The organism is Kribbella sp. NPDC031520, assembly GCF_055580825.1.
In genome coordinates this window covers 248,500-261,203 of sequence record NZ_JBVIKS010000005.1, presented here as the reverse complement: position 1 = coordinate 261,203, position 12,704 = coordinate 248,500, and the positions used below count along the sequence as shown (strand labels likewise).

Here is a 12,704-nt window from a genome sequence, read left to right as displayed (position 1 = left end):
GGGCGAGCCTTCACCGGGCCGTCGCGACCACGACTGCTTCCGTGAGGAGGCGACGGACCAACACCAACTGATCGGCGTCGTCCAGACCGGGGAGGTTACCGACCTTGCAGTCTGCGCCGGACACGAGCTCGGCGACGGCCGGGGCCGTGCTCGGTGGGAAGGTGATCGTCCGGTCCGGGAGCTGAAGGACGAGCGGATCGCCCGGTACCAGCCGGCAGCGGAGCCCGGCGCGCAGGCGGACCGTCGTACCCACAGCCAGTGAGGCGATCGATTCCGCATGCGCCAGCGGTGGCAGCGGAGCTGGGCGATTGCTCGACCAGGTACGGCGACGCAGCCGGTCGGCCAGCGCTTCTGGACTGGCCGAGTGGAGCTCCTGCGTGAAGAGCTCGATCACCTCGGGCAGTACCTGAGCCAGCTGGTCCGGATCGCCAGGGTCGAAGCCGAGCGGTAACGCCGTGCGGAGCGACGCCTGGTTCGCTGCGAGCGCGGCAAGCTCCTGCACCAGGAGGTACCGCGTGAGAGTGTGCAGGCCCACCGTGAGGTGCGCGCTAACTCCGCCCAGCGCCTTGGCCGAGTGCAGGAACCCCCGTGGCACGTAGAGCGCGTCGCCTGGGCGCAGTACTTCATCGATCACCGGGGCCTTGTCACGCGCGGCCGCCTCGACGGCGCGGGCATGGTCGGTCCATGGCTGGTTCCGCAGCGGGTCGGCGTACACGGGCTCGTGTACCGTCCAGTGCTTCTCACCCGCCACCTGCAGAACGAACACGTCGTGTACGTCGTAGTGCGCGGAGAACCCCTGCGACTCGGCGGGAGTGATGTACGCGTTGATCTGCACCGGGTGACCAGCGTCGGCGGCCAGCTGCGTCGAGAAGTCGACCAGCGCCGGCCAGGTCCGGTGCAGCGCCTGCAGTACGACCGTGTGCCCGCTGGCGAACAGCGCGGCTACCTTGTCGTCCCGCACCTGGTCGGCGATCTCTGCGCCGGCACCGGCCGGTCCGCTGAACTGGCTGTCGCTCACGACGGCGCCGTTCTTGGCGATCCGCAGGAACGGCGTTCTCAGACCGCGGCGGGACAACAGCTCGTCCGCAGCGTCGAGACTGAACAGGTCGTCGTACGGTGCGGGAAGGTCGGGACCGTGCGACAGCAGGGCGCGCGAGCCCCAGTAGGAGCTGGCGAAGTCGTCCAGGTCGCCGGCTACACAGCGCCGGAGGGCCGGGCGTTCGTTCGTCAGCAGGCCATCACCAGCGGGCTGCTGTGCGAGCGGGAACGGCCCGGCCTCCGGCACAACACTCACCAGCTTCCGGAGTTCCCGCCGGCGCCACCGTCCGCGCCACCATCGGCGCCACCGTCCTGGCCGCCCTGCGTAGCGCCACCGTCCGCGAGACCCTCGCCGTCACCACCACCGGAGCCGGAACCACCGTCCGAACCGGAGCCACCCGACCCGTAGCCGCCCGCACCACCATCGGCGCCGCCGTCCTCGCCGCCTGGCGTCGCGCCGCCGTCCGCGGGACCTTCGCCGCCACCCGACCCAGAGCCGTCGTCGGAGCCCGAGTCGCCGCCTGAGCCGTAGCCGGCACCACCATCGGCGCCGCCGTCAGCGCCACTGTCGGACGATCCGCCGCCGTAACCGCCGCCCGGGGAAGCCGACTCGCCTCCGCCCGAGCCGCCGTATCCGCCCGCACCGCCATCGGCACCGCCGTCGTGGCCGCCCTGGTTGGCGCCGCCGTCGGCGAGGCCTTCGCCACCTCCGGACGAGGTGTTCATGTCGTCGTCGTTGAGACCCATCGTGCTACTCCCTTCGCGAACGGCCAGAAAGTTGCCCCGAGACATCAAATGGGCACCTGGCCATCTTGTGCGCAAAGTGCAGCTCAGCTAAACCCCCTGGCGCGTTACAGCGCCAACTCGATTACATCGGACAACACCTTCACAAATCTGTCGGTGACGTCTTCCGGCCGAACGGCGATCCGCAGCCAGTCCGGCCCCAGCCCCGGGAAGGTGTCCCCGCGCCGCACCGCAAACCCCTGTGTACGAAGGGATTCCCGCACCTGCGCAGCCCCTGGAACCTGCACCAGTACGAACGGTGCACGAGGTACGCCGTACGTCGACACTCCATTCAACGTACGCAGATTGTCAATCAAATGGACACGCTGCCGTTCGATGTCCAACGCAGCCCGCGCCGCCTCCTCGACAGCACGCTCGTTGCTGCAGGCAATTGCCGCCGCGAGCGCAGGAGTGGACACCGGCCAATGCGGCTGTACGGCGCCCAACTGTTCGATCAGGCCGGCACTCGCGAGCACGTACCCGACCCGCAGCCCGGCCAGCCCCCAGGTCTTCGTCAGGCTCCGGATCACCACCAGCCCCGGGATCGACGCACCGGCCAGCGACTCGGGCTCACCCGGTACGGCGTCCATGAACGCCTCGTCGACGACCAGGATCCGGTCGGGCCGCGCGAGTTCCCGCAGGTCGTCGGCGCGGTGCAGTACCGATGTCGGGTTCGTCGGGTTACCGATGACAACGAGGTCGGCGTCGTGCGGTACGGCGGCCGGGTCCAATACGAACCCGTCCTCGGGCCGCAGGATCACCCGGTCGACCAGGTGACCGGCCGAACGCAACGCCGCCTCCGGCTCGGTGAACTGTGGATGGACCACCACCGGGTGCCGCGGCCGGAACGCCCGCGCTATCAGTACGAACGCCTCCGCGGCACCGGCGGTCAGCAGTACCCGGTCTGTAGCCACCCCGTGTCGCGCGGCGACCGCGCTGACGGCCGCGGCGGAGCGGGGGTACGCCGCCAGGTCGGCCAGACTCGCCGTGATCGCGTCGAGCAGCCAAGGTGGCGGGGTGCCCGCGCGGACGTTGACGGCGAGGTCGACAAGCCCCTCACCGACCTCGAGATCGCCGTGATGCTCCAGATCAAACCCAAACAGCACGCTCAGGAGGCTAACGGGTCAGCGAGTTTTCCGGACCCCGGGGCGTGTCTCCCGGTCCCCCGCAGCGTCGCGAGGGGTCAGTGCGGCGTGACGGAGTACCGGCGGTTCTGCAGGGACGGGTTGCGCTTGCGTACGTCGGCCAGCCGCTCAGCGGAGATCTCTGCGTACGCCTGTCCGTCGGACTCGCCTACTGAGGCGAGAGCGATGCCCTGCGGGTCTACGACCTGGCTGAGGCCGCAGTACTTCTTGCCGTTCTGTGCGGCGGCTGCGACGTAGCAGGTGTTCTCGATGGCGCGTGCGGTGAGGAGGGTCGTCCAGTGGTGCTCCTTGAGCGGTCCGCGTACCCAGGCGGCCGGAACGACCAGCACCTCCGCGCCGGCATCTACGAGCGCGCGGGAGAGTTCCGGGAAGCGCAGGTCGTAGCAGGTCATCAAGCCGAGGGTGTGGTCGCCTACCTGGACCACTACCGGTGCTACATCGCCTGGTGTGAGCTGGTCGGACTCCTTGTACCCGAAGGCGTCGTACAGGTGGATCTTGCGATAAGCGCCGAGCAGTACGCCGTCGGCACCCACGGCGAGGAGGGTGTTGTACGGACGGTTCTGATCACAGCTGCGCTCGAACATGCCGGCGACGATCGCCACACCGTGCTCTACCGCTGCCTTGCGCAGGGTGGCGACGAACTCTCCGTCCAGGGGCTCCGCGGCGTCCGCTACGGACTGTCCGTCGACTGCGAAGTCGGACATCATCGCTTCAGGCAGTACGACGAGGTCCGGGCGGCCTTGTGCCGCTTCCGCGACGAGGCGGGTGACCAGGTCGCGATTGGCGGCCTTGTCGTCACTGCTGGCGGTCTGCACCACGGCGATCCTCATCTGTCCATGGTGCCGCACAACCCACACTTGAACGCGCCCTGAGAGACACTGAGCGGGTGGAGTTCGACGCGGTGGTGCTGGCGGGGGGTGGGTCTACTCGGTTCGGGGGTGTGGACAAGGCGATGCTCGTCTTGGACGGGGTGTCGTTGTTGGACCGGGTGTTGACGGCGACCGCCGGTGCGGCCGAGACCGTGGTGGTGGGGGCGGTGCGGACGGCGTACCGACCGGTGAAGTGGACGTTGGAGGAGCCGCCGGCGGGTGGGCCGGTGGCTGGGCTCGCTGCGGGGCTGACGTACGGTTCGGCGCCCGTTGTCGTGGTGGTTAGCTGCGATCTGCCCTGGATCACCACGGGGGACGTAGACAGGCTCGTGAACGGTCTGAGCGACCACGACGGGTTCGGGCTGCGTGACACCGCCGGCCAGGAGCAGCAGCTCGCCGCCGCGTATCGCCGTACCGCTCTGGCCGAAGCCATCGCACAGGTAGGCGACCCGCGCAACAAGTCGGTACGCCGTACTCTCGCCACCCTCGACCTCGCCTGGACCGAACCAACCCGCGCCGGCGACGACGTGGACACCTGGGCCGACCTGGACGACTGAAAACCGCTGGACGGCGCCCATAGGTTCACAGCATGGACGTCGCGCAACTGGTCGAGGACGCGCTCCACACCAAGGCCAGCACCACAACGGAACGCACAGGCGGTCAGCTGAGCACCGTGTACGAGGTGCTGACGACCGACGGCCCCGTGATCGTGAAGGTCTACGCGCCCGAGTGGCGCTGGAAACAGGCGAAAGAAGTACACGTCTACGGCATGCTCGAGCCCGTCGTCGGCGGTCACGTACCGAAGGTCCTGCACGTCGGCGACGGCGTCACGATGCTCAGCAAGCTCGACGGCGTACCACTGTCGCAGGCACAGCCAACAGACTGGCGTACGACGTACGCCGAGCTGGGCGAACTACTCCAGCGGATCCACAGCATCGGACAGCCGGAGTACGGCTACCTGACCGACCAGATCGTCGACCCGCTGCCGGACAACGACCAGTACATGCGCCGCCAGTTCGCGAAGAAGCTACACGAGTTCGAAGAGCTCGAAGGCGACCCGGAGCTGCACACGAAGATCGCGCAGCACGTGGAGCGAAACCAGCACCTGTTCGCGGACAACAAGTCAGCCGTCCTGTGCCACAACGACTTCCACGAAGGCAACATCCTCGTCGACCCGGCAACGTGGCAGGTCAACGGCTTCATCGACGTCGAGAACGCGATCGCCGCCGACCCGCTGATCGACCTCGCGAAGACCATCCAGTACTCGGTCCACGACAACGCCGCCAAACTCGCAGGGCTCACAGACGGGTACGGCGCCGTACCGCAGGACCGGATCGACCTCTACCGGCTGTACCACTCACTCGAACTGTGGGACTGGTTCAAGTCGATCGGCGAGACCACTCACCTCGACAGCATCGCGCTGGACCTGGAGAAGCTGGTCGGCGACTGAGGGTAAGTTGGGCTGCATGCGAGCTGTCGTGGTTGATGGTGCCGGCGGAATCGAGCTGCTCGGGATCGGCCAGATCCCGGACCCGGAACCGGCCGTCGACGAGGTCGTGATCGACGTCGTCGCCGCCGGGGTGAACCGTGCCGACCTGCTGCAGCGCCAGGGCTTCTACCCACCGCCGCCCGGCGCTCCGGGCACGATCGGGCTCGAGGTGTCCGGCCGGATCGCCAAGGTCGGCGCTGAGGTCGAGGGCTGGTCGGTCGGCGACGAGTGCTGCGCCCTGCTGGCCGGCGGTGGGTACGCGGAGAAGGTCGTCGTACCGGCGCCGCAGGTGATGCCGGTACCGGACGGTCTCGACCTGATCAGCGCGGCCGCACTTCCCGAGGTCGTGGCGACGGTCTGGTCCAACATCTTCATGACCGCGCACCTGAAGGACGGCGAGACGCTGCTCGTACACGGCGGCTCGTCTGGGATCGGGTCGATGGCGATCCAGCTCGGCGTCGCGCACGGCGCGCGGGTGCTGACCACGGTCGGCACCAAGGACAAGATGGAGTTCTGCACCCGGCTCGGTGCGGACGTCGCGATCAACTACAACGAAGCCGAGTGGGCCTCCGTCGTGAACGAGGCCACCAAGGGCGCGGGCGCCGACGTGATCCTGGACATCATGGGTGCGAAGTACCTGACCGACAACGTGAAGTCGCTCGCGTTCGACGGGCGGCTGGTGGTGATCGGGATGCAGGGCGGCTCGACCGGTGAGGTGGATCTGGGCCGGCTGATGAGCCGCCGCGGTTCGATCATCGCGACCGGCCTGCGGTTCCGGTCGGTCGAGGACAAGGGCCGGATCCTCGCCGAGGTCGTCGGCCACGTCTGGCCGCTGATCGCGGCGAAGAAGGTCCTCCCGGTCGTGCACTCCACGTTCCCGCTCGCCGAGGTCGCGAAGGCACACCAGACCCTCGAACAGTCCACCCAACTGGGCAAGGTCCTCCTCACCATCTGAGGCGGACCCCCAGCACTCACCAACCTGCGCCGCCGGTCGCGGCTGACGCTCAGTCGACCAACGATCGCGGCGTTCAGGTCGACTTGCTGAGTGCTGGAGATCCGCAGCGACGGATCATGGGGCCGGCGGCAGGTTGGCCGCGGCCCATTCCGGGTCCGGTTCGACCAGTTGGATGACGTCGATCCAGGTGCCGGCCGGGTCGCGGACGAAGAAGTGCCGCTGGCCGAACGGCTCGGTCACCGGGTCGCCTTCGAGCTGTACGCCGCCGTGGCGCAGCGCGTCGGCGACCTTGTCGGCGTCGTCGACCACGAAACCGAAGACGTTCGAGTTCTCCGTCGAAGCAGACACAGCGGCGGGAATCGTCGGATGCCCGCGCTCCATGATCGCGAGCTCCCAGTCCGCCATACCGCGGCGGACCGTCACGAACCAGCCGAGGTCGATCCCGACCTGCAGGTCCAGGTACTGCGTGTAGAAGGCGGCGACGTCCGAAGGGCGATCGGCGACCACAGTCGCGCCGAAGGCTGCGGGTTGCATACATTCTCCTGACTACTACAGCTGTCGTTGTTGTGTACGACAGTTGTAGTGGAACTCTGCTAGCCTGTCAACATGCCCCGGAACCCGGAACGCCGCACCCAGTTGGCCGACGCCGGTCTCGACGTTCTCGCCACCCAAGGCGCCCGCGGCCTGACTCATCGCGCCGTCGACGCCGCCGCAGGACTTCCGGCCGGTACTGCGTCCAACTACTTCAAGACCCGCGACGCCCTGCTCGGCACGCTCGGCGAGCGGATCTTCGAACGCCTCGCCCCCGACGAGACCGTCCTCGAACCGCTGGCGAAACGCGAACCGGGGATCGAGCTCGCGATCGACTACGTGCACCACATCGTCGAGCGCTTACTCGCCCGCCCCGAGCTCACGCTCGCGTTGTTCGAGCTCCGTCTCGAGGCCGCCCGCCGCCCCGGCCTGCACGAGATCCTGTCCCGCACCCTCCGGCAGGGCTTCGACGCCGACGTCGCCTTCAACGCCAACGCCGGCCTGCCCGGCGGCGCTGAGGAGATCCGCCTGCTGCACTTCGCGATCGACGGCCTGATGCTCGACCAGCTCACCCCGGGCACCGGCCGCCCGTACGACGTCGACGCGATCACGGCCCGGTTGGTCCGTCGCCTGGTGCGGGAGGATTGACGGGCGCATACCCAGTATGCATACTCAGTATCTATGTCGATCAAGCATGGATTGCTGGCGCTGCTCCAGGACGGGCCGAAGTACGGCTATCAGCTGCGCGGCGAGTTCGAGGCCGCCACCGGGGCGACCTGGCCGTTGAACATCGGGCAGGTCTACACGACGCTGACGCGTCTGGAGCGTGACGGACTGGTCCGGGCCGCGTCCCACGAGGGCGACGGCCGGTCGATGTACGAGATCACCGACGCCGGGCGGATCGAGCTCGCGAAGTGGTTCGAGACCCCGGTGACCCGGGAGTCGCGGCCGCGCGACGAGCTCGCGATCAAGCTCGCGCTCGCCCTCGCCGTACCGGGGGTCGACGTACGCGCCGTGGTGCAGCGGCAGCGGATGTCGACGATGCACTCCTTGCAGGAGCTGACCCGGCTGAAGCGGAACAGCACCGACGGCGAGATCTCCTGGCAGCTCGTCATCGAGTCGATGATCTTCGGCGCCGAGGCCGAGATCCGCTGGCTCGACCACTGCGAGGCGATGCTCTTACGCCACCGCGGAAAGCCGCGGGCCGTACCGCAGAACCAGTCGCACGTACCGGACGAGCAGGAGGCCCGCTCATGATTCTCGACATCCGCAACCTGACCCGCACGCACGGCGAGGGCGAGCAGGCCGTACATGCCCTGCGCGGCGTGGATCTGACGGTCGCGGCCGGTGAGCTGGTCGCCGTGATGGGTCCGTCCGGCTCGGGCAAGTCGACGCTGCTCACCTGTGCCGGCGGTCTCGACCGTCCGACCAGCGGCGAAGTACTTGTCGACGGCAACGACCTCGCCACCCTCGGCACCAACGCGGTCGCCGCGCTCCGGCGGCGCCGGATCGGCTACGTCTTCCAGGACTTCAACCTGATCCCGGCGCTGACCGCGGCCGAGAACGTCGCGCTCCCACTGGAGCTGGACGGCACGCGCAGCCGGAGCGCGCGTAAGCACGCCGTCGCCGCGCTGGCGGAGGTCGGTATCGGCGAACTCGCGGACCGTTTCCCCGACGACATGTCCGGTGGCCAACGGCAACGAGTCGCGATCGCCCGCGCGATCGTCGGCGAGCGCCGCCTGCTGCTCGCGGACGAGCCGACCGGAGCGCTCGATTCCGAGACCGGTGAAGCCGTACTGCGGCTGCTCCGGGACCGCTGCGACCAGCACGGGATCGGCGGCGTACTCGTCACGCACGATGCTCGCCATGCCGCCTGGGCGGATCGCGTCGTGTACCTGCGTGACGGCGTACTGGTCGGACAAGCAGGGCCGCTGGCCGACGCCGACGCGCTGCTGCAGGACAGTCACTGATGGGTACGGCACTGCGGATCGCGCGGCGGACGGCACGACGATCGATCGGCCGGACGATCCTGGTCGCCGCGCTGATCGGCCTGCCGGTCCTGGCCGCCACCTGGCTGGGCATCGTACTGAAGAGTGCGAGCCCGACCGGCGAGACGCTGGCGAACAACACGATCGGGCGCGCCGACGGCCGGCTCGACGTCACGCAGTACGGCAAGCTCCAGGTACCGCCCGGCGAGACGTTGCTGTACGGCGAACCGCCGCCGGCCGACGGGCACGACAGCGCCGTCCGGACGCCGGCGACGTTCGACCCGTTGCCGCTGCTCCCGCCAGGCACCAAGCTCGCGCGCCAACTCGTCGACTCGGGGATCGCCGAGCTCCGGGCGGCGGACTCGAAGACGTCGGCCACGCTGATCACCGGCGACGGGTCCAGTCCGCTGGCGGCCGGGACCGTGAAGCTGGACAAGGGCCGGATGCCCGCGAAGCCGGACGAGGTCGCGATCTCGCCGTCGCTGGCGACGAAGCTCGGTGCGACCGACACGGTGACCAGTGCGGAAGGTGCGAAGTACACCGTCGTCGGCATCGCGCGGATGATCACCAGCCAGAGCACGCCGACGATCTTCGGTACGCCGGACAACGCGCTGGCAGACACCGATCCGACCCGCACCGTCCAGTACTTGGTCGACCTGCCGGACGCCGCCGACGTCGACCAGCTGAACGCGAAGCTGGTCGACCAGGGCCTGTATCTCTTGCCCCGGGCAACCATCATCGATCCGCCGCCCTCGCCGTCGGGCACGACCGCCGACGACGTCGGTCCGTACGCCGCGATGGCGCTGGTGATCGGTTTCGGGATCCTGGAGATCGTGCTACTCGCCGGTACGGCGTTCGCAGTCGGCGCTCGCCGCCAGACGCGGGAGCTGGGCCTGGTGCTGGCCGCCGGTGGTACGCCGCGGGACGTCCGGCGGATCGTCGCGACACAAGGTCTGTTCGCCGGGCTGGTCGGGGTGCTCGGCGGACTGGTGATCGCGGGCGTCGCGGTGTTCAGCGCGAAGCCGTTGTGGGAGGCGATGACCGACTCGATCTTCACCGCGTGGCAGATCCCGTGGGGCACGATCGCCGGGATCGCGGTCCTCGGCGTCGGCGCCGGGCTCGCCGCCGCGGTCGTACCGGCGATCAGCGCCGGACGGCAGGCGCCGGTGGCCGCGCTGGCCGGGCGGTTCACCGTGACGGCGAAGGCCGCGCGGATCCGGACCTTCGCGGTCGTCCTGCTGGGCGCCGGGCCGGCGTGCGTGTTCGGCGGCAGCGCGATGATCGCCGCGGCACTGAGGTCGGCGAGACAGGCACCGCTCGGGACGCAGGCGACGGCGACACCCACCGGACCGATCGCGCTCGTACTGCTAGGAATCACGGCGACCATCGCCGCGTTGGTGTGGATGCTGCCGAGCCTGGTCGCCAAGGCGGCCGGTCTGGCGCGCGCCCTGCCGCTCAGCGGGCGGATGGCGTTGCGGGACGCGTCCCGGCACCGGCATCGCACCGGGCCCGCAACGGCGGCGATCATGATGGCGGTCGCAGGTACCGCGGCGGTCGCGTTCGCGGCGTCCAACTCGATCGCGGCGGACGCGGCGAACTACGTCGCGGCCAGCAACCACGGGAACGCCGTACTGCGGTTCGCGCAGGGCGTCCCGGGTGGGTTGACGTACAAGCCGGAGCTGATCAGCAGCCTCGACGGGATCCTTCCGGTGCGGCAGCAGCACGAGCTCGGCTACGTACTGTTGCCGAACGCGAAGGCCAACCAGTACGGCTACGTACCGGCGCTGTCGGTCGCGACGCCGGAGAACTTCGAGGGTTCCACCGGCTTCGCCCTGCAGGCGGCGGATCCGGCGTTCGTCGCGCAGTTCGGTGAGTACGGCCAGCAGGCGGCCGCCGCGATGCGGGCCGGCAAGGTCGTACTGCCGGGTGTACCGCTGAAGGCAGGGCAGAAGGTTGCCATGCACAACGATGACAGCGACAAGTACCTGAAGAACCTGGACGCGGTGTCGGTCGGCAAGCCGCCGCCGGTGCAGTTCCTTCGCGACACTGCGCTGATCAGTCAGGACGCGGCGCGAAAGCTGGGCACGATCCAGGTCGCCGAGGTGCATTTCGAGCTGAAGCGGGAGCCGACCAAGGACGAGCTCGCCGCGGTCAGCCGGATCCTCGGCACCGACGAGGGACTGCTGGTGGAGAAGGGGTATCAGAGCCCCGCGAAGCTCTTCCTGATCGGGATCCTGCTCGCGGCCACGGTGGTGACGCTGCTCGGCGTCGCGATCTCGGTGTCGCTGTCGGCCGCGGAGGGCCGGGCCGATCTCGCGACGCTGGCGGCGATCGGTGCCCCGCCGCGGCGCCGGCGGTCGCTGGCGGCGGCCCAGGCGTGGGTGCTCGGGCAGCTGGGCTGCGTGCTGGGCGTGGGGGTCGGCGCGCTGTACGGCTACACCGCGCACGCGGCGTTCGGATCGCCGCACTTCGTGGTCCCGTGGGCGGAGATCGGCGGCATCGTTCTCGTCGTACCGCTGTTCGCCGGCCTGCTCGCCTGGCTACTGACGCGCTCGCGCCTACCGATGGTCAGCCGGGTCGAGTAAGGGGTAGGCGACGGGGTGCGGCGGTGTAGAGGTGATGCGCCATCGGCCGCAGGCGCATCGCTGGTACACCACGAGTCCGTCGCTGACCTGGTGACTCGAGACAGGGCTCCAGCGGTGCCGGTGTGTGTCTGTCATGCACCCATCGTGATGTAATGGCATTATGCATCTCAACCCTTACGGCGCGGACGCGGTCATGCTCGCCGTGAACCTGGCCACCCGTCCGGCGAACACGCCGGAGGAGCTGGCCGAACGATGCGAGGCGAGCGGCGTCGAGAACCGGCTCGTCCGCGCGCGCACTGTCACCGCCGAAGATCTCGCGACCGTACGTACGGCGCTCGACGAGTGGTTGCAGGTCGTTGACGCCACCGACGACCAGACCCGCGTCGATCTGGTGAACGCGATGCTCGCGAAGTACACCGAGCACCCGCGCCTCACGAACCACGCCGGCGACGGCTGGCACATGCACTACCGTCCCGCCAACGTCCCCGTCGGGCGGCTGGTCGCGACACTGATCAGCACCGGTACGGCGTTGCACCTGGCCGGTCGTGGCGTCACCCGGCTCGGCCGTTGCGCGACGGACGGCTGCGAGAACGTGTACGCCGACCTGTCCCGCACCGGTCGCCAGCGCTACTGCAGCCCCGCCTGCGCCAACCGCGACGCTGTACGGAGGCACCGCGCCCGTACCGCTTGAGCTCGACCTAGGATGGGCAGATGAGCGAGAGCAGCAGCGAGGGCCAGGAAGTTCCGATGGCCGGGGCGCGCACCGAGGACGGCAAGGTGCTGATCGTCGGGCCGGACGGCATGGCCGTCGAGGGGCCGCCGCGCTCCGACCACGACGATGACGAGCGGGACGACGAACCGCGTTCGGTCACCGAGCTGGTGGAACAGCCGGCCAAGGTGATGCGGGTCGCGAACATGATCCGGCAACTCCTCGAAGAGGTGAAGTCGGCGCCGCTCGACGAAGCGTCCCGGGCGCGACTGCGGTCGATCCACGAGGCGTCGATCAAGGAGCTGGAGAGCGGCCTGGCGCCGGAGCTGGTCGAGGAGCTGGAACGGCTCAGCCTCGACTTCACCGACGACAGCACGCCGACCGACGCCGAGCTGCGGATCGCGCAGGCGCAGCTGGTGGGCTGGCTCGAGGGCCTGTTCCACGGCATCCAGACCGCCTTGTTCGCGCAGCAGATGGCCGCGCGGCAGCAGCTGGAGCAGATGCGCCGTGCGCTCCCCGGCGGCCAGCAGCTCCCGGCCGACGGGCAGTTCCCCGGCGCACCGCAGGCCGGCAACCCCGACGGCCCGGGCAGCGGCGGGATGTATCTGTAAC

The 12,704-nt window shown here is 69.2% G+C and carries 14 protein-coding genes; 9 read left to right on the top strand and 5 right to left on the bottom strand.

Annotated elements, in window-relative coordinates:
* Nucleotides 1-10: 10 nt before the first annotated feature.
* The 4 genes from ACZ5BU_RS26475 to ACZ5BU_RS26460 all read right to left on the bottom strand — a co-directional run bounded on the left by ACZ5BU_RS26475 (nt 11) and on the right by ACZ5BU_RS26460 (nt 3,796).
* Complete coding sequence (locus ACZ5BU_RS26475; RefSeq protein ID WP_465703119.1) at nt 11-1,294, bottom strand: cupin domain-containing protein; 1,284 nt, start codon at nt 1,292-1,294, stop codon at nt 11-13.
* Complete coding sequence (locus ACZ5BU_RS26470; protein ID WP_465703118.1) at nt 1,291-1,785, bottom strand: hypothetical protein; 495 nt, start codon at nt 1,783-1,785, stop codon at nt 1,291-1,293. The genes ACZ5BU_RS26475 and ACZ5BU_RS26470 overlap by 4 nt, the downstream gene beginning before the upstream one ends.
* A 104-nt stretch (nt 1,786-1,889) precedes the next feature.
* The gene (gene cobC, locus ACZ5BU_RS26465) at nt 1,890-2,927 is read right to left on the bottom strand and encodes an Rv2231c family pyridoxal phosphate-dependent protein CobC (protein ID WP_465703117.1); all 1,038 of its coding nucleotides are present in this window, start codon (nt 2,925-2,927) and stop codon (nt 1,890-1,892) included.
* A gap of 77 nt (nt 2,928-3,004) precedes the next feature.
* On the bottom strand, nt 3,005-3,796 hold the full coding sequence (locus tag ACZ5BU_RS26460; protein ID WP_465703116.1) for a carbon-nitrogen hydrolase family protein: 792 nt from the start codon (nt 3,794-3,796) through the stop codon (nt 3,005-3,007).
* A 56-nt stretch (nt 3,797-3,852) separates the two neighbouring features.
* On the opposite strand from ACZ5BU_RS26460, the gene mobA reads away from it, so the two are divergent.
* Genes mobA through ACZ5BU_RS26445 form a run of 3 tightly spaced genes read left to right on the top strand, consistent with a single transcriptional unit; the run spans nt 3,853 to nt 6,279 of the window.
* Complete coding sequence (gene mobA, locus ACZ5BU_RS26455; protein ID WP_465703115.1) at nt 3,853-4,392, top strand: molybdenum cofactor guanylyltransferase; 540 nt, start codon at nt 3,853-3,855, stop codon at nt 4,390-4,392.
* A gap of 32 nt (nt 4,393-4,424) precedes the next feature.
* A complete protein-coding gene (locus ACZ5BU_RS26450) occupies nt 4,425-5,285 on the top strand; it encodes a phosphotransferase family protein (protein WP_465703114.1) in 861 nt (286 codons plus the stop codon).
* A gap of 16 nt (nt 5,286-5,301) precedes the next feature.
* Entirely contained in the window at nt 5,302-6,279 is a 978-nt protein-coding gene (locus tag ACZ5BU_RS26445) for an NAD(P)H-quinone oxidoreductase (protein WP_465703113.1), read from the top strand.
* A gap of 114 nt (nt 6,280-6,393) precedes the next feature.
* Here ACZ5BU_RS26445 and ACZ5BU_RS26440 read toward each other — a convergent pair whose 3' ends face one another.
* Nucleotides 6,394-6,813: a VOC family protein gene (locus tag ACZ5BU_RS26440; protein ID WP_465703112.1), complete on the bottom strand. Its 420-nt coding sequence runs from the start codon at nt 6,811-6,813 to the stop codon at nt 6,394-6,396.
* A gap of 72 nt (nt 6,814-6,885) precedes the next feature.
* Here ACZ5BU_RS26440 and ACZ5BU_RS26435 point away from each other — a divergent pair, with 72 nt between their 5' ends.
* From ACZ5BU_RS26435 to ACZ5BU_RS26410, 6 genes are all read left to right on the top strand, one after another.
* Nucleotides 6,886-7,458: a TetR/AcrR family transcriptional regulator gene (locus ACZ5BU_RS26435; RefSeq protein WP_465703111.1), complete on the top strand. Its 573-nt coding sequence runs from the start codon at nt 6,886-6,888 to the stop codon at nt 7,456-7,458.
* Nucleotides 7,459-7,491: 33 nt separating this feature from the next.
* A complete protein-coding gene (locus ACZ5BU_RS26430) occupies nt 7,492-8,067 on the top strand; it encodes a helix-turn-helix transcriptional regulator (RefSeq protein WP_465703110.1) in 576 nt (191 codons plus the stop codon).
* Nucleotides 8,064-8,780 (top strand): ABC transporter ATP-binding protein, encoded by a 717-nt coding sequence (locus ACZ5BU_RS26425; protein WP_465703109.1) that lies wholly within the window; start codon nt 8,064-8,066, stop codon nt 8,778-8,780. Before ACZ5BU_RS26430 ends, ACZ5BU_RS26425 begins: the two co-directional genes overlap by 4 nt.
* Nucleotides 8,780-11,383 carry an ABC transporter permease gene (locus ACZ5BU_RS26420; RefSeq protein ID WP_465703108.1) on the top strand — a complete coding sequence of 868 codons (2,604 nt, stop codon included), beginning with the start codon at nt 8,780-8,782 and terminating at the stop codon, nt 11,381-11,383. The genes ACZ5BU_RS26425 and ACZ5BU_RS26420 overlap by 1 nt, the downstream gene beginning before the upstream one ends.
* A gap of 160 nt (nt 11,384-11,543) precedes the next feature.
* Nucleotides 11,544-12,074 carry a CGNR zinc finger domain-containing protein gene (locus tag ACZ5BU_RS26415; protein WP_465703107.1) on the top strand — a complete coding sequence of 177 codons (531 nt, stop codon included), beginning with the start codon at nt 11,544-11,546 and terminating at the stop codon, nt 12,072-12,074.
* Between the two features lie 20 nt (nt 12,075-12,094).
* The gene (locus tag ACZ5BU_RS26410; protein WP_465703106.1) at nt 12,095-12,703 is read left to right on the top strand and encodes a bacterial proteasome activator family protein; all 609 of its coding nucleotides are present in this window, start codon (nt 12,095-12,097) and stop codon (nt 12,701-12,703) included.
* Nucleotide 12,704: the final 1 nt, after the last annotated feature.